This window comes from Oryzibacter oryziterrae (genome assembly GCF_021864535.1).
In the GTDB taxonomy this organism is placed as follows: Bacteria; Pseudomonadota; Alphaproteobacteria; order Rhizobiales; family Pleomorphomonadaceae; genus Pleomorphomonas; species Pleomorphomonas oryziterrae.
The window spans coordinates 105,953-128,807 of record NZ_JAKJIC010000012.1 but is presented as its reverse complement, the minus strand read 5'-3'; the positions used below and the strand labels follow the sequence as shown (position 1 = coordinate 128,807).

The window sequence follows — 22,855 nt, the reverse complement described above, 5'->3', positions numbered from 1 at the left end:
TTAGTCACATTCCTAGAACTGGAAATAGAGGAACTCTGCCTTGCGCCGCAAGAGCGTCAAACACACGAAGAAGGCTATGCCCAGGACTATGCCACTAAGCGCGATGCCAGTTGCCATCATCTTTCTGCGCTCGAATATCCGTGCAAATCTCGGACTTAGCCCTGCGGTATCTGCCTTGACCGCCTGCCCGAGAAAGGTGGCGATTTGTTGCGAGTTTGGCATGGCAATCAGCACAAGAGCGGCAAATGCCAGCCTTGCGAATCTGCTGGGTGACCGGATTTCCTGCCCGGCAACTTGAAATGCTGCATCGGTGAAGGCAACGCCATGCGTCGATAGCCATTGGCCTGCGGCGCCCAAGGTCGCCCCCATTGATGTCGGTAGCACAACACCGGAGATCCCGGTCATTGCCGAAAGGATCGCCACCGCCTGCGTCCAGTCTTGTGCGCGGAAAAACACCCAGCCCACTACGACAGCCAGGAAGGTGCAAACCCAGCCGAAGGCCTTGCCAGCGGCTGTTGCCGGGGCGTCCTGAGAGAACAGATGGCGCCAAGCGTGGTTGATCACAAGATACAGTCCGTGCAGGCCGCCCCAGATGACAAAGGTCCAGTTCGCTCCATGCCACAGTCCTCCGAGCAGCATGGTCACCATGAGGTTCATGTAACGACGGCTCTTTCCATTGCGATTTCCTCCAAGGGGAAAGTAGAGATAGTCGCGCAGGAACTGGGACAGAGACATGTGCCAGCGACGCCAGAAAGTGATGATGTTCGTCGATTTGTAAGGAGAGTTGAAATTGAAGGGGAGGGTGATACCGAACATTTTCGATATTCCTACCGCCATGTCTGAATATCCCGAGAAATCAAAATAGATCTGGAAGGTATAGGACAGGGCTCCGATCCAGGCCGCAAGGATCGGCGGATTTGCGCCCCCGGAAACGTGGTCAAACAGAGCTGAGGCAAAAGGGGCAAAGGAATCGGCGATGACAATCTTTTTGAATAAGCCAACCACGAAATAGAAAATGCCGATGGAAAAGGATTCGATGTTGAACCGGTACGTGCTTTCGTTGGCGAACTGCGGCATCATTTGCTTGTGATGCAGTACCGGACCGGCGATCAAATGCGGGAAATAGGTTACAAACAACGCGTAATGAATGACATTGCGCTCTTCTGAGATCTTTCGCCAAGTGTCAATCAGGAATGCAATTTGCGTAAATGTAAAAAACGAAATTCCAATAGGTAGTTCAATATTCATTGTTGGAAATAGTTTGGATAAACCGTCAATCGACGTAACGAAGAAGTTGTAATATTTGAAAAATCCAAGCGCGATGAGGTTGAGTGTGATTGCTCCACCGAGGGCTACAATGCCGTGAGTTTGTCCGCGCCACCGTGAGATCAGGAGGGATGCCAGGTAGTTTCCTATGATTGAGCTTGCCAACAGCGGCAGAAACTCAATTTTCCAATAGGCATAGAAACAAAATGAGGCAAATGTTAAAAATATCGCCGCGCCGCGCCGGTTGAAATTTCCGAGTAAGAAGAACAAAATGACTGTGATCGGGAGGAATATAAATATAAATTCCACTGAGTTGAATAGCAAGATGAAGACCTTCTTTGCTTTTCCAATTTTCGGAAATTAGATGGTGCTGTGTGTTGCCCCTGAATTCGATGATATTGGTGAGCCTTTGGTTGTGTTGCTGTGTCGCGGTCAGGTTAGGTAGCTTTTCTCGCTGATATCTATCCGCGCCCGCCATGAAGTCAAGCACTTCCGCCTCATAGGACACTTTGGCTTGCGCAGCTTGACCGCGCTCTTGACTGGACCATGGAGCGTAGGGACGAAGCGCCCCGCGATAGTCACCTTTTCTAGGGGCATGAAGCAATTCCGCAGCGGACTTGGTTGCAGGTTGAGTTGCGTGCCCCCCCGACAGGTGGATTAGTTCCTCAGTCATCAAGGAGCGAAATTTCTCCCCATTGAGCCTGCGGACCAGTCATCCCCGCGCGCCGCCTCACCTAAAAGTCGCCTTGACCGATTTAATCGCCCGCCTGTCGCTTGCCGCCCCTTGCTCTCGCCGGCGGGGCGGATACAGTCTTCCCCCGACGCGCCGCCAAAAGTCCCGCACACGCAAGCCGGCCGGGCGGTCATCAAGGGGAACCCGCTCAAAATGAAGACGATTTACTCGCCCAAGCATGTTCTTCACTCCGGCAACCACGAGCTTGTTGCCGGTGAGATCGTGCCGGCTTTCGAAATGCCGTCCCGCGCCGATTTCATCCTCGATCGCCTGAAGGCCGTGGCCCTCGGCCCGATCATCGACACCCCCGCCGAGCATGACATCGCCATCGCCAAGCGCGTCCATGCGCCCGATTTCATCGATTTCATGCCGACCATCTGGCCGCGCTGGGTCGAGCTCGGCCACACCGGCGCCGCCATTCCCTTCACCTGGCCGACGCGCGGCCTGCGCGGCGACGTGCCGCCCAAACATCTGCACGGCCTGCTCGGCTATTATTCCTTCGATGGCGGTGCCACCTTTGTCGAGGGTACCTGGGAGGCGATCAAGTCGTCCTTCGACGTTGCCATCTCCGCCGCCGAACTGATCAAGGCTGGCGAGACTTCGGCCTATGCGCTCTGCCGTCCGCCGGGGCACCACGCCGGCTCCAACTTCATGGGCGGCTACTGCTTCATCAACAACATCGCCGTCGCCGCTCAGTGGTTCCTTGACCAGGGCGCCAAGCGCGTCTCCATCCTCGATGTGGACTATCACCACGGCAACGGCACGCAGCAGATCTTCTACAGCCGCTCCGACGTACAGGTGGTCAATCTCCACGCCGATCCGCTGCTTGAGTATCCCTATTTCCTCGGCCACAAGGACGAGACGGGCGAGGGTGCCGGCGAGGGCTTCAACATCAACTATCCCATGCCCTTCGGCACCACTTATGCCGAATGGGGTGCCAATCTCGACGATGCCTGCGCCAAGATCGACGCTTACGGCCCGGATGTGGTGCTGGTCTCGCTCGGCGTCGACACCTTCGAGAAGGACCCGATCTCCAAGTTCAAGCTGAAGCGCGAGGACTACCCCAAGATCGGCGCCCGCATCGCCAAGCTCAACCGCCCGACGCTGTTCGTCCAGGAAGGCGGCTATGCCGTCGAGGACATCGGCTTCAACGCCGTCGGCGTCCTCACCGGCTTTGCCGGCCGCTAGAGCGCTTTTCGACCTGACGGAATCATCAGGTCGACAAGAAGTCGCTCCAGATTCAAAAACTTGAGCATCCGCCGGCCCCGCTGCTGACAGCAACTGGCAAGGCCTGGGCCTAATCTTCCTCCTGTCGGACACACCCCGACAGGAGGCTCACATGCTTGATCATATTGGATTTCCCGTAGCCGACTTCGAGAAGTCGCGCGCCTTTTACGATCACGTTCTCGCCGCGATTGGCGGCGCTCGTCTGGTCGACGTCACGGCCGAAATGACCGGCGGCTCGCAGCACGCCGGCTATGGCTTCGGCGACAAGCCGGACTTCTGGATCGGTGACGGTGGTGCCCCGCTGAGCGGCAGCCTGCACGTCGCCTTCGCCGCGCCCAACCGCGCCGCCGTCCGCGCCTTCTACGAAGCCGCCATTGCTCTCGGCGCCCGCGACAACGGTCCTCCCGGCCTGCGTCCGCACTATCACCCCAACTATTACGGCGCCTTCGTCTTCGATCCCGACGGCCACAACATCGAGGCGGTCTATCACCTGCCGGAGTGACCTCTGGCTCTGAGGTCGCGGCAATGGCGAATGCCTTCAAAGGCTTGCGCCGGTCATCTCAACTCACTCTCTCCCCCCTTGAGGGGGAGAGTTGGCGAGGGGGGTAAACCCAGGGAAAACAAGGGCGCACCACCCTTCGTCTGTCACGCCCACTCTTGCCCCCTTCGCCACTTCCTGCCACCATCCCCGCCAACAAATCACGGGAGGGGGCGTCATGGTGCGTTGGAGCAAAGGCAACTGGGCAGCTTTGTCGCTTGCCCTGCTCACCGTCGCCGCCTGTCAGGCGGAGGGGTTCGACATGAAGTGGCGCGTGACACGCATCGAAGGCGTCGAGCTCAACGGTATCGTTCCGACCCTGTCGCTCGACGGCGACAAGGTGACCGGCTTTGCCGGCTGCAATCGCCTCACCGGCAATGCTGATCTGCAGGGCAGCAAGGTGCGCTTTTCCGGTCTCGCCACCACGCGCATGGCCTGCAAGGGTCCGGCCATGGCCGTCGAGCGCGCCCTGCTGCAGGCGCTCGAAACCCGCGCCGTCTCGGTCGAGTTGGGCGAGAACAGTGCCAAGCTGCTGGACGCCGAGGGCAAGGCCGTCGTCGACCTCGCCCGCGCCGATTGATACCAAGTGCCATTGAAAATTCCACTTGGTATTCCGTATTCGAATTTCTCATGCCTTTGACGCAAATGAGAAATTCGAATTGTTCTCAATGAGCCAATGCGTCAGCATTCTGGCGAGTTGGTATGATCAGCCGATCAGTCCGATCTGCGCGTAACCGCCAAACGGCCGCTCGAACCTGAGGCGCTGACCGTTCGCACGGGCCAGCGCCGCCATTTCCGCTTCCAGCTCCGCCCGCGGGCTCACGTGGAACAGCTTCAGCCAGCCATGCAGCAATGCGCGGGGCAGGGCTCCCAGGCCTTCACAAAAGCCGAAGTCCACCACGGCGAACACGCCGTCCTCGGCGGTCAGAGCCAGGCCGTGCCTGAGCGCCGCCCGCCAGTCCGGCACCATGGACAGCGTGTAGGAGAAATACACCCGGTCGAACCGTGCCCGCCCGAAGGCCGGCGACGGATCGAACACGGTGGCGTCGCCCCGCGTCAGCTGCACCTGCGCGCCGGCGCTGCGCACATTGCGCTCCGCCGTCTTTAGCATTTCTGTCGAGATGTCGAAGCCGTGCAGCCGGGCTCCCGGATAGCACTCGCCCACCTTGACGAGGTTGCGCCCGGTGCCGCAGCCCATTTCCAGCACGCTGCCGCCCGGCGGCACGCCGAGGGCGTCGATCATCCGGTCGCGGCCGAGCAGATAGGGCTTGCGCGTCAGGTCATAGACATGCCGCGTCAGCCGGTACATGCGGTCCATGGCCACCGCATGGTCGGCACTGGCCGCCCCGCTCACGCAGCCACCTTGCGCGTATAGAGGTGGAAGCCGCCGTAGATCGACGAGCGATCGCGTGCCACATAGCCCGCCACCGTCGAGGGATCATAAGCCCACTGCTCGCGGATCGCGGCCGGCAGGGCCGCCTCGATCGGGCTGTCCAGGCCGGCGGTGCGGAAGATCACGCGCGCGCCCGGCTTGGCGGTGCGGGTGATCTCGGTCCAGAGGTCGGCCATCTGCGCGTGGGTCATCCAGTCCTGCGCGTCGAGCAGCACGTAACCGTCGAGGCTCTCCGCCTCCATTTCCGACAGGCGCACCGTCATCGACTGCTGCGTGGCTTCCACCCGGTCGGCGTTGGCGCGCAGGGTGTCGAAGGAGTCGTGGGCGAGATAGCGCGGAATGGCGCGGCGGTCGGCGCGGTCATAGCCGCGGCCGAAGGCCTGCCAGGCGAAGTAATTGTCTTCCATCGGGAAGTCGCAGGCGAGCCGCTCGAGGCGCTGCTTGAGCAGATCCGCCACATTGCCGCCGGCGTCGGCGCTCAGATAGGCATATTGCGCCGGCGGAATGCCGAGGCCGTAGAGCGACACCGGCATGCGGCAGAGCCAGCGGACGAACTTGCTGTCGAACACCGGCGCCAGATTTTCCTCGAACAGGCGGCGCTGGTCGTCGAGACCCTGCGCCGTCAGCATCAGGCGCGGATTCTTGCCATAGGCCTTGGCCAGGAAATGCGTGATACCGATGAAGCGGCCGAGCAGGCCGTAGCGATAGATGTTGCGCGTGAAGATCGAGATCTGCCGGCGGCCCATCAGCCCGCGCGTCTCCCAATAGGCGCGCGCATCTTCCGGCAGCGCGTCCTTGACGAAGCGGTCGTAACGGGCGGTGTTCTCCTTCTCGTCGGCATGGCCGAAGAAGCGGAAGAAGGCCTCATGGCCAGGCAGGGCGCGCACGGCGGTCAGCTTCAGCTTGAGCAGCGCGATATGAGCCGGGTTGAGATCCACCGCATGGATCTTGGCCGGGCTGGCCGTCAGGTAGTTCATCACGTTGCAGCCGCCCGAGGCGATGGTGATGATGCTCTTGCCCGGTCCCAGCTCCAGCGCCGCCATGTCCACATCGGGATCTTCCCAGATCTGCGGATAGACAAGACCGGAAAAAGCCAGCGTGAACAGGCGTTCCAGCATGCCGCGCTTGGACGTGATCTTGTTGGCGTGCACGGCGTCGGCAAGCAGCTTGGCGGTCTTTTGCTTGGTCATGATGGCCTATCGGGTTCGAATGCGGATCAACGTTCGAGCGATGACGAGCCATCAAACCGACTCACCCATCCCTTCGCCGTCTAGGCAAGGGCTTGTGCCACGCTTCCATGACAGCAATGAGTCTGAGGCGGCTAAGGGGCTTTGCGCAACCGGCTTCCTCTGTAAAAGAAGCTTCGCCGAATGCCGATGACTGTTTGCCCGCAGGGCTAACCGTCACCTGGTCTCAGGTGGAAAACCAGCCTTCGCCAAACACCACAAGGTTGTCATGGTCCGCGGAGGCGGACCATCCACGCAGTCAGGACAAGAAAGTCCGAAGGTCCGCATCGGTTTATCGCCGCGCGCCTGCCAGCGTCTGGCGGACCACCTCTTGGCAGGGCGCGGAATCCCCATCCCGCACCCATCCCCAACCTTGACAAATCCGCCTTGCCGTGCGCTTGTCGCGCCGGTGCAAATCGGCCCCCGTTTGGGGCTTTTTGCGTTTGTATTTCTGCAAAAGAACAACAGGATCGACCATCATGCATGCCTACCGGACACACACCTGCGGCGAACTACGTGCTTCCCACGTCGGCCAGAATGTGCGCCTGTCCGGCTGGGTGCATCGCGTGCGCGATCATGGAGGCCTGCTGTTCATCGACCTGCGCGACCACTATGGCATGACCCAGTGCGTCGTCGATCCCGACTCCGCCGCCTTCAAGCTGGCCGAGTCCCTGCGCTCGGAATGGGTGATCAAGGTTGACGTACTGGTGAAGGCCCGCACGCCCGAGACCGTCAACCCGAACCTGCCCACCGGCGAGGTCGAGGTGTTCATCACCGATCTCGAAGTGCTCGGCGTCGCCAAGGATCTGCCGCTGCCGGTGTTCGGCGAGCCCGAATATCCCGAGGACGTGCGACTCAAGTACCGCTTCCTCGACCTGCGCCGCGAGACGCTGCACGCCAATATCGTCAAGCGCACCAAGGTCATCCGCTCCATGCGCCGCCGCATGGAAGACTCCGGCTTTGCCGAATATTCGACGCCGATCCTCACCGCCTCCTCGCCGGAAGGCGCGCGCGACTTCCTGGTGCCCTCGCGCATCCATCCGGGCAAGTTCTACGCCCTGCCGCAAGCGCCGCAGCAGTACAAGCAGCTGTTGATGGTCGCCGGCTTCGACCGCTATTTCCAGATCGCCCCCTGCTTCCGCGACGAGGACCCGCGCGCCGACCGTCTGCCGGGCGAGTTCTACCAGCTCGACCTTGAGATGAGCTTCGTCACCCAGGAAGACGTCTGGAACACCATGACGCCGGTCATCACCGCCGTCTTCGAGGAATTCGCCGAGGGCAAGCCCGTCACCAAGGACTGGCCGCGCATTCCCTACGACGAGGCGATCCGCAAGTATGGCTCCGACAAGCCCGACCTGCGCAACCCGATCATCATGGAAGCGGTCACCGAGCATTTCGCCGGCTCCGGCTTCAAGGTCTTCGCCCGCATGATCGAGGCCGATCCCAAGACCGAAGTCTGGGCCATCCCCGCCAAATCAGGCGGCAGCCGTGCCTTCTGCGATCGCATGAATTCCTGGGCCCAGGGCGCCGGCCAGCCGGGCCTCGGCTACATCTTCTGGCGCACCGAGAACGGCGCGCTCGAAGGCGCCGGCCCGCTTGCCAAGAACATCGGCCCGGAGCGTACCGAGGCGATCCGCACCCAGCTCGGCCTCGGCGAGGGCGACGCGGTGTTCTTCGTCGCCGGCGATCCGAAGAAGTTCTACAAGTTCGCCGGCGAGGCCCGCAACCGCGTCGGCTTCGACCTGAACCTCGTGGACACCGAGCGTTACGAGTTCTGCTGGATCGTCGACTTCCCCTTCTACGAATGGGACGAGGAAGAGAAGAAGGTCGAGTTCGCCCACAATCCCTTCTCCATGCCGCAGGGCGGCCTGAAGGCGCTTGAGAGCCAGGACCCGCTCACCATCAAGGCCTTCCAGTATGATGCCGTCTGCAACGGCTACGAGATCGCCTCCGGCTCGATCCGTAACCAGAGCCCCGAGACCATGGTCAAGGCCTTCGAACTCGTCGGCCTCTCCAAGACCGACGTCGAGGAGCGCTTCGGCGGCATGTACCGCGCCTTCCAGTATGGCGCCCCCCCGCACGGCGGCTGCGCCTTCGGCATCGACCGCGTGGTCATGCTGCTCTGCGGCGCCCAGAACCTGCGCGAGATCACGCTGTTCCCGATGAACCAGCGCGCCGAAGACCCCCTCATGGGCGCCCCTTCGGAAGCCTCGCTCAAGCAGCTGCGCGAACTGCACATCAAGCTCAACCTGCCCAACTGAGGGTAGTGAAGCGCTTCACTGAAAAAGGCGGGTCATCACTGGCCCGCCTTCTTGTTTTTAGAACATCTTGTTTCCGATGAGAGAATCCCCTTTTGTATTGAGGATGAACATCTGCATGGAGGAGTCGAAGTGGCCCTTTGAATCTCCAACAGTGACGCTGCACGTGTTCTTGTTGACAAGTTTCAATGTGCCAGTCTGCTTGTCACCACTGCGGCACGTCGTTGTGAGCGTCGCGACGGTTGCGCTTTTTGCAGAGATCGTTCCGGTGCAGACGGCACCGGTCGGAGACATATAGTTTTCACCCGCTGATACCGGTTCGTATTGGAGCCAAGTGACGCTCCATTTGCCGGTGGCATTTGTCAGCGAGCATGCCGCTTGAGACGAGGTGGCTGTTGCGACAATCAAGACAGCCGCGGTGACGAGTTTTCCGAACATCTGGGTCTCCACTCCACGCCTTTGGGAACTCAAAGGTGGTGTCGCACGGACCCTATTTCAGAGCTTCGCTCCATGCAACCGTGTCTGATAACGCAGTCAGAGATTGTTGTTTGGAACTTTTTTAGCCTAGCAAGCTTTGCTCAAGTTCTGAAACGTACGGCACTCCCGCCTCTACAAGCCCCGCCGACGCAAGCGCCATCAAGAATGACGTGGGCCGGGAAGGGGCGACCTTCCCGGCCTTTCTTGTTTTTGGGATCACCCCAAGGGCTCCAATGACCTTTCATCCCCAAAAACCAAAAAACGCGCCGGGGAGGAACCGGCGCGCTTTCTGGGGGAGGATTGGGAGGAGGAAACGTCAGGCGTTCACTTGTCCTGAGCGTCGGCGCGATACTGCAGGAAGCGCTCGAGCTGGCCGGCCTGCGAACCCGTGCCGGCGTCGTGGGTGCCGACCAGCGGCTGGTCGGTTCCGACCGCAACCTTCACGATGTCGCCCGAGCTGTCATTGGCCGACGGATCGTAGAAGGACACCAGCGCGCCGTAGGACTTGGCGTCGGCCTTGGCGGCGTCCGCCTGAGCGGCGGCATTGGCACCCGGAACCACGGTGACGATCTCGCCGGAAGACGAGTTGGCCGACGGATCCCAGTAGGTCACGCCATTGGCAAAGGCAAGGCTCGGAGCAGCCAGAGCGGCGAGGGCGACGGCGGAGAGAACGAACTTCTTCATGATGGACATCCCGTTGTTTGAAGTCATTGCGCATTTGCGCAGAGAAGACTTGGAGGAAACCTTGAACATTTGGCTGGCGGCGTCTGGTTTTCTTTCGCCGCCGCTGATGATCTCAAGATAGGGACGATCCGATCACGTAAATAGGGGGCTACGCGTCACTTGACGGCGACGGGAAACGTGAACAAGCGGAACGTTTCCGTGATCGGCGGCACCCGGCTGTCCCTCGCTGGGGCATTGTGAAACGGCCGAACAGTCGCACGTCTCCGCCGCCACTCCGATCGGCCGCGCCCGCGATACCCGGCTTCGCCTCCCCATCGGAAAACGGCCAAGCCACAAGCACAAAGGCCGGGACGTGGCGAACGTCCCGGCCTTCTTGCGTTCGATACCTGCTTTCCACAGGTTTCACTGATTGACGGTGATCGTCGGATGCAACGCTGCGACACCGTATTTTGGGTCGACACCGCCAAAGCTGGCCACTTCCCCAAGTGTCAGCGGGTGCTCCGGCGTGATCCGCACCGTCAGCGACTTGGGGTCGAGCAGGAAGGTCTTCAGCGGTTCCCGCAGCAAGCCCTGCACGTCCTTGTCCTTGATGGCCATCGGCAGCAGCGCGCTCAATCCGTTGGCCACCGTCTTCTGGAACTTGGCCGGGTCCTGCTTCATGCGCTTGGCCTGCACCTCGAAGGCCTTCTCCACCACACCACGGTTGGCGAAGGTGATCGACGCTCCTGACAGCATTACCTTGTGAATGGCGGCCTGCAGCTCCTCCTTGGGTGTCGCCAGGATCGACGCCGGCAGCTTCGAAAGCTGCAGGTCGACATAGGCGTCGAACAGGTCGTTGGCCTTCAGATGCAGGGCCTTGAGGTAGAACTCTTCTTTGGCCGTATCCCATTCCAGCGTCAACTCTACCGTGTAGTTTACATTGGCAATCCCGGCATCGACGAGCCACTGACCGGTGGGTGTCCCCGCATAGGTGCTCACCGGCGTGGTGAAGTCGCGAAGCGCCACATCCACATAGCGCGGCAGCCCGTTGACATAATCACGCGCTCTCAAGTCCAGCGAAGCGCTCGACACGTTGCCCGCCGGGTCTGTAAACTCAAAGCCGGAATACTCAAGGTGCCCAAGCTGCGGCAAGCCTGCCAGCAGCTTCGAAACGAAACGGCCGCGGTCCTGCTTGGCAATCGACTGCTTGGCCATTATCGCCGCGTCAATCAGCGGGTCCCAGTCCGGCGCCTTGACGTCTTCGATCGCGAAGCGGCCAAGCGAATACTCCATGCCGTTTGCCAGCTGGATGTCGAGTTTATTGTAGGCGTAGCTGCCAAGGCCCGATTCATTCAACGCATGGAGGTCAAGTGATCCGAGTTCCACGCGAACGTCTTTGCCGTGGGTGAAGGAAATATCCTTCACCGTCGCGCTGTCGATCTGGGCCAGCAGCCCCGTGATTGCCGGGATCATGCTGCGCACCGTCGGCTCGGGATTGGCCTTGAACGAAGAACTGGCGTCAAATATCGGCGTCATGATCTCGATCAGCGATTTGGGCGCGAACCGAACCCGCTGGCCGCTCAGCTCCATCGAGCCGACGATCAACTTGGCGCCCATCATATCGACTTCGAGGTCTTCCATCCGGCCAGAGCGGATAAAGGTGGCGCTCTGCGGCAGCTGCGACCGATCCGTGGCAGGATCGATCACGTCGATGAGGGCGCCATAGTTCACGCCAAACAGATCGGACGTACCCAGCTTCGCTGACAGCAGCGTCTTGCCGTCAAACTCCATCGCCTCGGATACGCTGTCCATGTGAGCCTGATCGAAGGAGAGGCCGTGCATGCCGGAGACCCACCGGCCCTTCCAGGTGATGTCCGAGTGCGACTTGCCCTGGGTCGCAACCAACACAACTTCGGGGCTGTCGACCCGTTCGGCGGAAACGCCGCGCATCCATCGCAGGACCACCAGCGCCTTCTCCGTTAGGGTAGCGTCAGGCTTGATGGTCAGTCGCGTCGCCGGCAGCGTCACACGTTGGAAAGCCACATTGCGCAGGGTGATGACTTCGTCGGCGGGAAGGGTCGGGTCCTGATCGAGGCCGGGGACGTCGACATTCGGTTGGCCAAGATTCGCCTGCCGCTCTTTGAAAGCCTTGACCTGGGCTTCGTGCTGCTTGCGCATGGCGTCCGCCATCGCAGGCGAGATCTTTTTGATATCGAAGTGAATGTTGAGTTCGGACAGTGCGGCGCTAATCCGTTCCGCGGTGATGCTTCCGTCGGCGTGCCTCTGCGGGCGGACAATCGTCACGCCCTGGAACGTGTCGACAATGTCGCCTTGTCCCGGCGTACCGAAGGTCAGCTTGTCGATCAACACCGATTGCGTCGTCGGATCGAAGGAGCTGCCACTTATTTGCACGGCGACCCCTGGCTGCCCGATCTGCAGCAACTCGGCGACCAGCGTTTCCTGCGGGGAGGCAGCCAGCGCTGCAGAAACCTGAAGCGCTCCAGCAAGCAGAGCGCCAACGACCAACTGTCCGACCCGTATCATGCAAGACACCATTCTTTGGCAAGAAAACGTACCGCCAAGACCGGTATAGTTGCAGCACAGCGAGTGCAAGTCGGATTTCACCTTGCCGGGATTGTGCGCAGGCTTTCTCCCCTTGCGCAGGGCGACAAGGTGCGAGGAGGGTTAAAGAGCCGTTGAGTTACATTGGCTTAAGGCGCCGGAAGCCCTGGACTTCATCTCAGGACCGACGCCGTGAACGCCATCGGGGAGGGCCATCCGCTCGCTCCCTGTCGCTACAACCTTTTGGGATGACGCCAACAGTTGCGCCATCCCAGCCGGGTTCCGTCAGAATGTCTTGTTGCCAAAGGTCGAGACACTGGTGCCGACGTTGACGATGAACATCTGCATGTTGGAATCGAAATGCCCCTTCGCAACGCCACCAACCACCATGTTGCACGTCGCCGTGTTCGTGATCTTGATGGTGTTCACCTCAACAGGGTTCTTGCCACATTTCACCTTGATGCTGCCGCTGGTCGGTGTGGACGCGGAGATCGTTGCCGTGCAGATCTCGCTTTCGGCCACGGATACGCCATTCACCTGGGTCCGGTTGTGATCAAAGTTGGTGGCAAGCCAGTTGCCAGCTGCCGATTTGAGATTGCAGGCGGCTTGAGAGGCTGAGAGCGGGAGACAGACAAGCGCAGTCGATAGGATGAGCTTTGCAATCATGATGGACCTATGTTGAGTTCTTGGTGGTAGTTATTCGTGATTTGCAACCTTAAATCTATCTCGCTTGATCGGCATTGCAAGGGAAAAGCGACCATCAGTGCGGGTTAATTTGTCATTGGTGTGCATTCGCGCGGAGTGAGCGCCGGTTTGCGATGACCAGCATCCCCCAAACGCAAAAAGGGCCCGCGTTGACCGCGAGCCCCTGATTGTCAGCTGAAATCGACAGCCACACTCACTCGTTGGCCTTCACATCCACGTTCAGCAGCTTGAACAGGGCGGTCGGCGTGGTCGTGTCGACCGTCTGCAGCTTGGCAAACGAGATCGGCTTGTCCGGCTGCACCGACAGCGTGATCGACTTCGGGTCGTTCAGGAACACCTTGATCGGCCCTTCGAAAGCCTTCTGGATGTCCTTGTCGTCGAGGAAGGTCAGCATCAGCGGAATGGCGTCGGCAGTGGACTTGCGGAACTTCGCCGGGTCCTGGTTCAGCTTCTTGGCCTGCTGCTCGAAGCCCTTCTCCACGATGCCGAAGTTGCCATAGGTGATCGAGCCGCTGACGAACGTGCCTTCCTGCACCCGGGCTTCAAGCTCGTCGGGCTTGTCGAGCATGGAGAGCGGCAGGTTGCCAAGGTGAACGTCGGCCGAGACCATGCCCATGTCCTTGGCGCGCAGCGTCATGTCCTCGAGGGCGACGTCGCCCGTCTCGGTATTCCAGGTCAGCGTCATGCCGCCGGACAGCGAGATGGTTTCATAGCCCATGTCGGTCAGCTGCTGCTTCACGTCCGGATCGGTGATGACCGAGGTGGGGAAGTGCACATTGGTGATGGTGATGTCCTCACGCTGCGGCAAGGCCTTGAAGTAGTTGCCGAGCGTGATCGCCGCCGCATCCCAGCCGAAGCTGAGATTGTCCGGCAGGTCCACCGACAGCGCCCCCGCCTCGATGAAGTCGATGCGCGTGCCGCCTTCCAGCACCGCGTCACGGATCGCTGCCGGAGTCGGCTCGCCGCCATTCTCCGCCGAGGACTTGCCCAGGTTGATCAGCGACATCAGGCTGCCGAACTTGATGTTCTGGAAGGTCAGCAGCGACAGGCTGCCCTTGGCGCTGGCCGTCTTGGATTCGGCGTCCATGGTGCGGAAGGTCAGCGCGCCGATACCGTTGGCGTCGACGTTGTTCAGGTTCATCGAGCCGATGCCGAAGGTGAAGTCCTCGCCGGCCTCGACCTTGAAATCGCTGGTCTTGATGAAGTCGACGCCCATCAGCTGGGTATAGCTGGGCAGAACGTCGGTAATCACCGTGAACGGGTCATTCTCCAGCGACTTCGGATCCTTGAAGATCTTTTCCAGCGAGGAGACCAGCGGCTTCTCGGTCTGCCGCATGTAGACGCTGTCCGCTTCGAAGTTGCCCAGCGACATCGTGCCGCCGTCGAAGTCCACCGAGAGGTCGTTGATGCCATACTGGCCGTAGACCACGCGACGCTGTCCGTCGCCCTTGCCGTCCTTGTAGGCGGCCGGATCGATCGCCTCCAGCATCGCATTGGTGTCGATGCCGATCACATAGGCACCACCGATCTTGAACGACTTGAACGGTCCGCCGGCTTCCACCGGCTTCTGCTCGTAATTGGTGAAGCCCGCGCGCTCGGCCCGGCCATCATGCATGCCCGAGACGTAGTACATTTCGTAATTGGCGGTGAAGTCGCCTTCGCCGGCGCCCTTGGTGGTCACCGAGACATTGTCGGCCTCGATCCAGTCGGCGCGGAATGTCGTCGTCCAGCGGGCAATGGCGAAATACTTGGAGAACAGGCTGTCGCCGGACTTGAAGTCCGGCCCGGTCATCGGGAACACTGGGCGCTCATAGGTCAGCGTCTCCACGTCCACCGCATAATCCACCACCGGAGGCGGCGTGTTGGTTGCCGTCTCGGCGGGCGTATCCGTCGCCGTCGAGCCGTCGCCTTCGGCCTTGTCGGGGCTGGCGATGTCGCCGCCGACAGGCGGCGTCTGCTTGTTCTTGTGACTGTCGCGGCTCGACCCGTGCTTCTTGTTCGATGCCGATTTGTCCGCCGGCGCGTTGGAGGTCTCTCCCGAGTTGCCGTCGGTCGCAGCGGCGTCGCCGCCGTCGGTCGCCGTCGCGTCGCTGCCACCGGTGGCGCCGCCTTCGGTCTTCTGGATCAGCTCGGTGAACTCAGGGAACCACTTGGCGACGTCGAAATGCACCTCGATGTGGTAGCCCGACGACCGGATCGCATGGGCGGCGAAGGTGTTGGGGCCTTCAAGATGCGGGTCCTCGAAGGCAATGTTCTTGACCTTGAAGGAGAACAGGTCTTTCTCGATGTTGCCGAGCTCCACATTCTCCAGCACCACCGCCTGGGTCGTCGGATCATAGGACGTGCTGCCCACCTTGACGTCGAGACCGAGGGACGTGCCGTTGAGCCATTTCATCACTAGGTCTTCCCGGGCGTTGCCCGCGAAGGCGGAGGTGCTCAGCAAGGACAGGGTCAGCGCGGTACCGGCGCGTAGAATTTGGGTGCGACGCATGGTGAATGTCTCTTCCTTCAAAGGGAAGCAGCCGCCGATCGATTAGGTGGCGGGCTTCAAACAACGTGACGACAAATCCGGTGATCGGCAAAAAATCGGCAAGCCCGAAGACCTCGAGGCACGGCTTGCACGCGACCGAACACAACACATCGAACTGAAACGTAAGACGACTTTGCCGGCAGCGACCCTGCGGCATAAAGCTCTGCGCTCGGTCCGGCTCCAGGCCGCGATCTCGATGCGCTCACGCTGTGGCAGGGCAGGCGACCGGGTACAACTAAGGGAACGACAGTCCCTGAAAACGGCCGGCCGGGCGATGCACGTTGCACCGCCCGGACAGCCTGGTCCAATCACTTGGCCGGAGCGGTACCGGCGTCGCCACCTTCGGTGCCAGCGTCGCCGCCGTCGGTGCCGCTGTCTTCGTCACCGTCGTCTTCCGGCTGGTTGGCCACAACGTCAGCCTTCAGCGTATCCGGCAGAGCCTGCGGCTCGGTCTGGGCCTTCATGAACACGTCCATCAGCGAGATCGGCGTAGCCGGGGCAACGGAGATGGTGATGTTCTTGGGGTCCTTGAGGAAGGTGGTGGCGCCAGCGGCCAGCTTGTCCTGGAAGCCCTGGTTGCCGACAACCGTCAGCAGCAGCGGCAGGGCGCCGGTGATCTGGTCGACGAAGGCGGCCGGCTCCTGGTTGGCAGCCTTGGCCTGCATGGAGATCACGCGGCCGGCCAGCGACGAGTCATAATAGGACAGCGCAGCTTCCTTGAGGGTCACCTTGGTGGCAATTTCCGGCGGCGGGTTGGGCTGGGCCAGCTGCTTGAGCACGTCGGGGCTGAAGCCGCCGAGCACGCCGGTCAGCGTCACCGAGCCCATGTCGTCGCCCGAAACGGTCAGCTCGTCGATCGACAGATCGCCGCTGTCCTGGTCCAGGCTGCCGGTGCCGTAGAAGTTCAGCGACAGCTTGTCGTAACCCATGGCCTTGAGCTGCTGGGCCGTGGCATCGCCTTCGCCGCCGGCAATCGCCGGGTCGATCTGCACGCCTTCAATGGCGAGGTCAACGCCATGCGGCACGTCGTTGGCGTAATCCGACAGGTCCAGGCTGATCGAGTCGATCTTGGTCGCCGGCTTGCCGGTTTCGGTGCTGGTGATGCCCTGGATGGCAACCGAGTCAACCTTGTTGCCGGTTTCCTTGCCAGTGAACACCGCATTGTCGAGCTCGAAGGATTCGATCTCGTAGGTGTTGTTCTCGGACTTGCCGCTCACGCCCTCGGCCAGCATCGTCTCGGCCGACACCGCGCCATCGGCGCCCACGTCGCCACCGGTCACAGTCAGCGTGGCAATCTTGGACTCATCCTTGTCCATCTTCAGCACCACGTCCTTGTAGACGATGGCACCGTCCTGCTCAGTCGGCGTGCCCAGGGTGATCGAGCCGCCCTTGGGGGCCGACTGGACCAGCTTGGTCAACGCAGCAGTGAACTCTTCCGGCGTCGCGGCATAGCCCGTCCCGGTCAGCCCGGCGAAGACGACGATTGCGGTGACCGACGTAGTCAAACGATAACGAAAACCCATTTCTTACTCCCAAGTGTAATCGAATCCCGAGCCTGACGGGCAATGGCTGCGCAACTGAAATAAGGCCCGCATTGTGGCCAAAAGTCGCTGCAAGCACAAGGTTTTTCTCGGTCGGTGCTCGTTTACGGGATGAAAACCATAGCCTCTCGCAATTTGCAGATCTTTCTAATTTTCACATTTGCAAACCCTTTCTTCATCGACCGCTAGCAACAGTCTTTGGCGATAGGAAATCAAGTCCCGATTGCCCTTGCGATGTCCAGAATGGAGGTCGTCGGCACGGACCTAGCCCAGAAGGGCGGCGTAGCGTGGGTCACAGGCTGGTCAAATGGATACGATTGATCGGGGTGACGGTTTTCGTGACCGGTGCTCCCATTGCGCTGTCCGAATACGTCCTGTCCCATCACGCCCTGTCCCTGGGGCGGCAAGAGGCGCGCTACATCGCGGCCCAGTATCTTGAGCGCGCCGAAGTCGCCACCGGCGAGGCGCTGTCCCTGCTCAGCGAAATTCGCACGTCCAATCACGAGGACTGCAGCGCGGAGAGCCGCCAGTTCTTCGGCCTGAAGGCCTTCGGCTCGAAATATGTCAGCCAGATCGGCATCGCCGACGAGACGGGTGCGCTGATGTGCAGCGAGCCCATGGGCGCGCTTGCCCAGCCGGCCAGGCTGCCGGCCACGGAGCAGGGCGATCCGACCGTCATGCTCGGCATCCTCTCAGACCGCAAGACGATGCGGCAGGCTATCGTCACCCTGCGCATCAACGATCACAACCGCCTGGTCGCGCGCCTGTCCATGCAGGCCCTCGATATCGAGGCCGGCGCGTCCTATTTCCAGGACAATGCGATTGTCGGCGTCTATCTTGAGGATGGTGCCGAATGGATGAAGCAGGTGGGCAACTGGCAGCCGACCAGCGAGTCCGACACCATCATCGAGAACGCCGTTTCCGAGCGCTATCCCATCAAGGTGATGGTCACGGCATCGACGGCCGCCGCGCTCTCCAACATCAACTCGCTGCGCACCATGACCATCGTCATGGCCACCATCGGCGGTGTGCTGGCCTTCGGCTTTGCTCTGTGGACCACGCTGCGTGCCTCTGAAGGCGATGCCTTCTCCCGTGCTGTCCGCAATCGCGAGTTCATTCCCTATTACCAGCCGGTCTTCGACCTCTTCACCGGTGAGATCCGCGGCTGCGAGGTTCTGGTTCGCTGGCTGCGGCCCGACGGCACCATGGTTCCGCCCGGCCAGTTCCTGCCCTATGCCGAGGCGACCGGCCTCATTCGCGACATCACCCGCCAGCTGATGACCCAGACCGTCAGCGATGTCGGCGAGCTCTACAACCGCAATCCCGGGTTCAAGCTGTCCATCAACCTCACCGCCATGCATTTCAACGACCTTGAGATCATGGAGGATATCAAGCAGATCTACGGCGACAGCCTCATCCGCTACGAGCAGCTCTGCTTCGAGGTCACCGAGCAGCATCCCCTCAAGGACATCGCGCTGTCGCGCGCCATCATCGGTCGCATCCAGGCGCTGGGATCGCAGGTCGCGATCGACGACTTCGGCACCGGCCACGGTGGTCTTGCCTATCTGCAGAAGCTCGGCGTGGACATCATCAAGATCGACAAGATGTTCATCGATCACATCGGCACCGACCATTCCTCGCAGACCATCGTCGATACGCTGGTGGATCTCGGCAATCAGCTCGGTCTCGGCATCATCGCCGAGGGTGTCGAGCGCACCGATCAGGTCGAGCATCTGAAATCCATCGGTGTCGCCACAGCACAGGGCTATATCTATTCGCCGCCGCTATCTGCCAAGGCCTTCCTGGAGTTCGCCCGCAAGGCGCAAGGCGACGTCGCCCCGGCCCGCACCGCGCCCGATGCCGAGGCTGAAGCCGAGGTCGGCGAGAGCTTCGCCGCGTTGACGGTGGACGAGGCCGATCCGGCTGCCGCGTCCGACGCGGACGCGTCACCGGACTTGGCCGAGGAACAGCGCCCCGCCGCCTGATGGCGGCGCAAGGCGGCATCGCAAGCCTCGTGCCCCGAGGCAGATGAGAAATTCGAAATATCCTGATAGCTCCAATGCGTCGGCATCCCGACGCATTGGTCTCACGTCTTGGGTCAGGGCAGGGCGCTTGCCCTTGCCTCAGAAGGACGACGCCGCGGCGTCGTTGGCCAGATCGTCGAACAGGTCGGCGTTGCGGCAGAACTTGGGTGCCTTCACCGCACCTCGGATCGAGGTGATGTCGAGCCAGACCTTGCAGGCATCGAGATCCGTGCAGGCGTGGCAGCGATCGGAGGCCAGCTTGCGTTCGATTCCGGCCAGCAGATGGTCGGTATCCAGCGTCTTTGCCATACGCTGCATCAGTTCGGCTTCCGGGCGTTCGTGCCCGCCGCAGCCGCATTCGGCTTTGCCTTCAGCTTTGGAGGACGGTTCAGTGGACATGTGTGACCCTCCATCAATGCACAATTTTCACGCTGATCAGGTTTGCAGCAAACACCGCCTGCTGCGATGATCTGGGTCAAAGCTTCAGGGAGGTGATCGTGTCCGACAGCAAGCCCCGCGTGTCCATTCAGTTTTGTACCCAATGCCAATGGCTGTTGCGCTCCGCCTGGATGGCTCAGGAGTTGCTGTCCACCTTCGGAACCGACCTCGGCGAAGTCGCCCTGATCCCCGGCACAGGCGGCGTGTTCGAGATCCGCGTCGGCGACGAAATCGTGTGGGAACGCAAGAAGGACGGCGGATTTCCCGGTCCCAAGGATCTCAAGCAGCGCGTGCGCGATGTCATCGCTCCGGAGCGTGATCTCGGCCATGTGGACAAGGATCATCGCGGCGAAAGTTGACCGGAAACTGCCGGATTTCCGGCTCAATCCTCGTCTCTAGGTTCGAATCCGATCGGGAACGTCACCGATCGCTGATTCGACAATCCGGCCAGGCCGGGCCGGCCTCCTGCGGCAAATGCGATCGGCGATCTCCTGCTCCGCTCTGCTTCGCTCCGGCCCTTGCAAGTCTTGCAACGGACTCCCCTGGCCAAACCGTAATCGGTGCTTCGGGCAGGCCGTTTTGCATTGCAATTTTGTGCGCCTGGACTGTGAAATATAACTATTTTATTGTCGCTTGTGCAGGGTGGTACGCTGCGCACCGTTGACGGATCGTCAGGTGCATCAATCCGATTTCCCTTTGAAAATCATCTATTTGCAGACACGCTGCCTGCAAAAGATTGCACTTCCTTAACCATGGCATGCGAAGTTGTTCCTTGATCGTAGCGGGTGATTTCGAGGATCAGATGTCGCTGTCCATTCGTGCACGCCTTTGGGCAATCGTTGCGCTGTTCATTGCGCCCCTGGCGCTGATGTGTGGTCTGTTCATTCAGCAAAGCTTCAAGGACATCAATTTCGCCGATGCCGAGCGCGAGGGCGTTGCCGAAATGGCGCTCCTGCGACCGATGGCTCTCGCCATTGGTGCCGCCACCGATCAGCTGCCCCAGCCCGATGCCGCCACCATCTCCACCTTGTCGACCGATGGAATGCCCTCCGACGTCAAGGCTGCCACCCAAGCCCTCGCGGCGCTGAAGGCGAACGATCCGCTCGACAAGCACACCGGTGCCCTGCGCGATCTCGCCACCGCCATCGGCAACAGTTCCAATCTCATCCTCGATCCCGATCTCGACAGTTACTATGTCATGGACATTTCCGTGATGCGCTTGCCCGACCTTGTCGGCCGTGTGCATCTCGTGAACGCCATGCTGGAGCTGGAAGCTGCCACCGCCGCGCCTGATGACGCGCAGAAGGCCGCGCTGATGGTCGAGCTCGGTCAGGTCACCGGCCTGCGGCTCGCCATCGAGGCCTCTTCAAAGGGCGCCATCGCCGGCAATCTCGACGGTACCGCCGAACCCGGCCTGTCCGGCCCCACCGCCTCGATGCTCGCCGCCGCCGACGCCTTCACCAAGGCCGTCAACGATGCGATCGTCGCCATCCGTGATCCCGCCCGCAAGGCCTCCGCCGATCTCGCCGGCGTCGGTGCCGCCCGCCAGGCCCTGATCAAGACTGCCGAGACCTATTGGACCAGCACCGACAAGCTGCTCGACCAGCTGCTCGTCTCCCGCATCGGGCGGTTCCAGACCCGCCTGTGGAGCATGCTCGGCCTGTCGATGCTGGTGACCGCTGCCGCCATCGCCTTTGCCGTCGTCATGAGCCAGTCGATCGTCCGCGCCATCAACGGCCTCGACACGCGCATCCGCAGCCTCGGCGATGGGGACATCGAGGGGCAGATCGACGGAATCGACGGCAAGGACGAAATCGCCAAGGTCGCCCGTGCCGTTGCCTATTTTCGCGACCGCGTCGTTGCCAAGGTGTCCGGAGCCGGCGCCGCCGAGCACCGCGCTGAAGTCGCCGCCAGCCAGAAGAAGGCGCTCGCAGGCGTCGCCGAGACCCTGAGCACTTCGGTCGGAGTCGTCGTGAAATCCATCCATTCGATGACCACCGAAATCGGCCAGGCCACCGGCGCCATGCAGATGAACGCATCGGAGACCCGCGCCTCTGTCGAGGACTCGCTCTCCCGCCTCAACACCTCCGTGCAGGACGTGGATGGCGTCATCGGGGCTGTCGGCCGGCTCGCCGATGCGATTGTCGCCATCTCCGATCAGACGGCGCGCTCCTCCAAGGACGCCGAGCGCACCCGCGTGCGCGCCGAGGCCGCCAAGGCGCTCGGCACCAAGCTTGCCGAAACCTCCGCCCGCATCGGCGAGATCTCCACTCTGATCTCCACCATCGCCCAGCAGACCAACCTGCTCGCCCTCAACGCCACCATCGAAGCCGCGCGCGCCGGCGAGGCGGGCAGGGGCTTTGCCGTCGTCGCGTCCGAAGTGAAGGCACTGGCCGGTCAGACCGCCAAGGCCACCGAGGAGATCGAGCGCCAGGTCGAGGATATCCGCACGGTCGCCAACGAGGTTGCCGGCGCCGTCTCCGAGATCACCGGTGCCATCGACGGCATGTCCTCGCTCTCGACCAGCATCGCCGGCATGGTGAACGAGCAGAGCCAGGCGATCCACGTCATCAACGACAACCTCGGCCAGTCCATCTCGCTCACCCGCCATGCCGTCGACAGTCTCAACGCGCTGCCGCAGCTGGCGAGCGCCACCGAACTGATGTCCGGCGATCTCTCCTCGCTGAGCGGCGACCTGAACAACCGCGTTGCCACGCTCGAACACGATGTCGGCAAGCTTCTGCACGAGCTGACCGATCGCCGCCTCTACATTCGCAAGGAAACCGACGTCCGCCTGGAAGTGCAACTGGACGATACGCGCTCGCAGGTCGACATCCTCGACTATTCCGCCAGCGGCATCCGTGCCCGCGCTGTCGATGCCAACTTCCGCACTCTGGTCGTGAAGGGCAAGCACATCGGCCTTCGCCTGCCGCTGGGACGGGTGATCGACACCGCCATCGTCTGGGTCCGCGACGACTCCTTCGGCTGCCAGTTCGTCGGCTCGCATCTCACCGACGCCGAGATGAAGGCCCTTGGCGGCGCTGCCGATGTAGCGGCCTGACCTGCGTCTCCGCCGGCCACGGGCAGTCCCAAACGCACGGCTTCGTGCCGCGGCTTGGCCATGCTTGCCCATCGCAATGATGCGCTTTGCCTACAATCAGGCCAGTTTCAGAGGCCTTTGAGCGGCCGTGACGGGGAGAGGGACTATCCTGAGCCGGCTTTCGCAGCAGGCATTTTGCCTAGCGCCTAATACGTAGGCATACTTAGGGCGATT

Annotated in this window: 19 protein-coding genes; 8 read left to right on the top strand and 11 right to left on the bottom strand. The window is 61.4% G+C overall.

The features are described from left to right. Window positions 1–12: 12 nt before the first annotated feature. Together L2I41_RS14180 and L2I41_RS14175 are read right to left on the bottom strand one after the other, a co-directional pair. Entirely contained in the window at window positions 13–1,536 is a 1,524-nt protein-coding gene (locus L2I41_RS14180; protein ID WP_237154226.1) for an MBOAT family O-acyltransferase, read from the bottom strand. Further along, complete coding sequence (locus L2I41_RS14175) at window positions 1,445–1,939, bottom strand: hypothetical protein (protein WP_237154225.1); 495 nt, start codon at window positions 1,937–1,939, stop codon at window positions 1,445–1,447. Before L2I41_RS14175 ends, L2I41_RS14180 begins: the two co-directional genes overlap by 92 nt. Window positions 1,940–2,152: 213 nt before the next feature. Between L2I41_RS14175 and L2I41_RS14170 the strand changes: the two genes are divergently transcribed. From L2I41_RS14170 to L2I41_RS14160, 3 genes are all read left to right on the top strand, one after another. After that, a complete protein-coding gene (locus tag L2I41_RS14170) occupies window positions 2,153–3,187 on the top strand; it encodes a histone deacetylase family protein (RefSeq protein WP_237154224.1) in 1,035 nt (344 codons plus the stop codon). Window positions 3,188–3,338: 151 nt separating this feature from the next. Then, window positions 3,339–3,728, top strand: a complete 390-nt coding sequence (locus L2I41_RS14165) for a VOC family protein (RefSeq protein ID WP_237154223.1) — start codon at window positions 3,339–3,341, stop codon at window positions 3,726–3,728. 214 nt (window positions 3,729–3,942) lie between these two features. Next, a complete protein-coding gene (locus tag L2I41_RS14160; protein ID WP_237154222.1) occupies window positions 3,943–4,344 on the top strand; it encodes an META domain-containing protein in 402 nt (133 codons plus the stop codon). A gap of 126 nt (window positions 4,345–4,470) precedes the next feature. Here the strand turns inward: L2I41_RS14160 and L2I41_RS14155 are convergent, their stop codons facing one another. Beyond that, complete coding sequence (locus L2I41_RS14155) at window positions 4,471–5,118, bottom strand: class I SAM-dependent methyltransferase (protein ID WP_237154221.1); 648 nt, start codon at window positions 5,116–5,118, stop codon at window positions 4,471–4,473. Then, entirely contained in the window at window positions 5,115–6,347 is a 1,233-nt protein-coding gene (locus L2I41_RS14150; protein WP_237154220.1) for a BtaA family protein, read from the bottom strand. Before L2I41_RS14150 ends, L2I41_RS14155 begins: the two co-directional genes overlap by 4 nt. A gap of 515 nt (window positions 6,348–6,862) precedes the next feature. On the opposite strand from L2I41_RS14150, the gene aspS reads away from it, so the two are divergent. After that, window positions 6,863–8,644 carry an aspartate--tRNA ligase gene (gene aspS / locus L2I41_RS14145; RefSeq protein ID WP_237154219.1) on the top strand — a complete coding sequence of 594 codons (1,782 nt, stop codon included), beginning with the start codon at window positions 6,863–6,865 and terminating at the stop codon, window positions 8,642–8,644. A 57-nt stretch (window positions 8,645–8,701) separates the two neighbouring features. Here the strand turns inward: aspS and L2I41_RS14140 are convergent, their stop codons facing one another. Together L2I41_RS14140 and L2I41_RS14135 are read right to left on the bottom strand one after the other, a co-directional pair. Further along, a complete protein-coding gene (locus tag L2I41_RS14140; RefSeq protein ID WP_237154218.1) occupies window positions 8,702–9,079 on the bottom strand; it encodes a hypothetical protein in 378 nt (125 codons plus the stop codon). Between the two features lie 363 nt (window positions 9,080–9,442). After that, window positions 9,443–9,802 (bottom strand): hypothetical protein, encoded by a 360-nt coding sequence (locus L2I41_RS14135; protein ID WP_237154217.1) that lies wholly within the window; start codon window positions 9,800–9,802, stop codon window positions 9,443–9,445. Between L2I41_RS14135 and L2I41_RS21490 the strand changes: the two genes are divergently transcribed. Continuing rightward, window positions 9,801–9,923: a hypothetical protein gene (locus L2I41_RS21490; protein WP_255720233.1), complete on the top strand. Its 123-nt coding sequence runs from the start codon at window positions 9,801–9,803 to the stop codon at window positions 9,921–9,923. The genes L2I41_RS14135 and L2I41_RS21490 overlap by 2 nt on opposite strands. Before the next feature lie 281 nt (window positions 9,924–10,204). Here L2I41_RS21490 and L2I41_RS14130 read toward each other — a convergent pair whose 3' ends face one another. The 4 genes from L2I41_RS14130 to L2I41_RS14115 all read right to left on the bottom strand — a co-directional run bounded on the left by L2I41_RS14130 (window position 10,205) and on the right by L2I41_RS14115 (window position 17,101). Continuing rightward, window positions 10,205–12,325 carry an aq_1923 C-terminal domain gene (locus L2I41_RS14130; RefSeq protein WP_237154216.1) on the bottom strand — a complete coding sequence of 707 codons (2,121 nt, stop codon included), beginning with the start codon at window positions 12,323–12,325 and terminating at the stop codon, window positions 10,205–10,207. Between the two features lie 303 nt (window positions 12,326–12,628). Beyond that, window positions 12,629–12,865, bottom strand: a complete 237-nt coding sequence (locus L2I41_RS14125) for a hypothetical protein (protein WP_237154215.1) — start codon at window positions 12,863–12,865, stop codon at window positions 12,629–12,631. Window positions 12,866–13,241: 376 nt separating this feature from the next. After that, on the bottom strand, window positions 13,242–15,539 hold the full coding sequence (locus tag L2I41_RS14120; protein WP_237154214.1) for an aq_1923 C-terminal domain: 2,298 nt from the start codon (window positions 15,537–15,539) through the stop codon (window positions 13,242–13,244). A 347-nt stretch (window positions 15,540–15,886) separates the two neighbouring features. Next, entirely contained in the window at window positions 15,887–17,101 is a 1,215-nt protein-coding gene (locus L2I41_RS14115) for an aq_1923 C-terminal domain (RefSeq protein WP_237154213.1), read from the bottom strand. A 356-nt stretch (window positions 17,102–17,457) separates the two neighbouring features. Between L2I41_RS14115 and L2I41_RS14110 the strand changes: the two genes are divergently transcribed. Beyond that, the gene (locus tag L2I41_RS14110) at window positions 17,458–19,104 is read left to right on the top strand and encodes an EAL domain-containing protein (protein WP_237154212.1); all 1,647 of its coding nucleotides are present in this window, start codon (window positions 17,458–17,460) and stop codon (window positions 19,102–19,104) included. Between the two features lie 138 nt (window positions 19,105–19,242). Here L2I41_RS14110 and L2I41_RS14105 read toward each other — a convergent pair whose 3' ends face one another. Then, complete coding sequence (locus L2I41_RS14105) at window positions 19,243–19,542, bottom strand: DUF6455 family protein (RefSeq protein ID WP_237154211.1); 300 nt, start codon at window positions 19,540–19,542, stop codon at window positions 19,243–19,245. A 98-nt stretch (window positions 19,543–19,640) separates the two neighbouring features. Between L2I41_RS14105 and L2I41_RS14100 the strand changes: the two genes are divergently transcribed. Both L2I41_RS14100 and L2I41_RS14095 read left to right on the top strand, forming a co-directional pair. Next, window positions 19,641–19,940: an Rdx family protein gene (locus tag L2I41_RS14100; protein WP_237154210.1), complete on the top strand. Its 300-nt coding sequence runs from the start codon at window positions 19,641–19,643 to the stop codon at window positions 19,938–19,940. Window positions 19,941–20,383: 443 nt separating this feature from the next. After that, a complete protein-coding gene (locus L2I41_RS14095; protein ID WP_237154209.1) occupies window positions 20,384–22,642 on the top strand; it encodes a methyl-accepting chemotaxis protein in 2,259 nt (752 codons plus the stop codon). Window positions 22,643–22,855 lie beyond the last annotated feature (213 nt).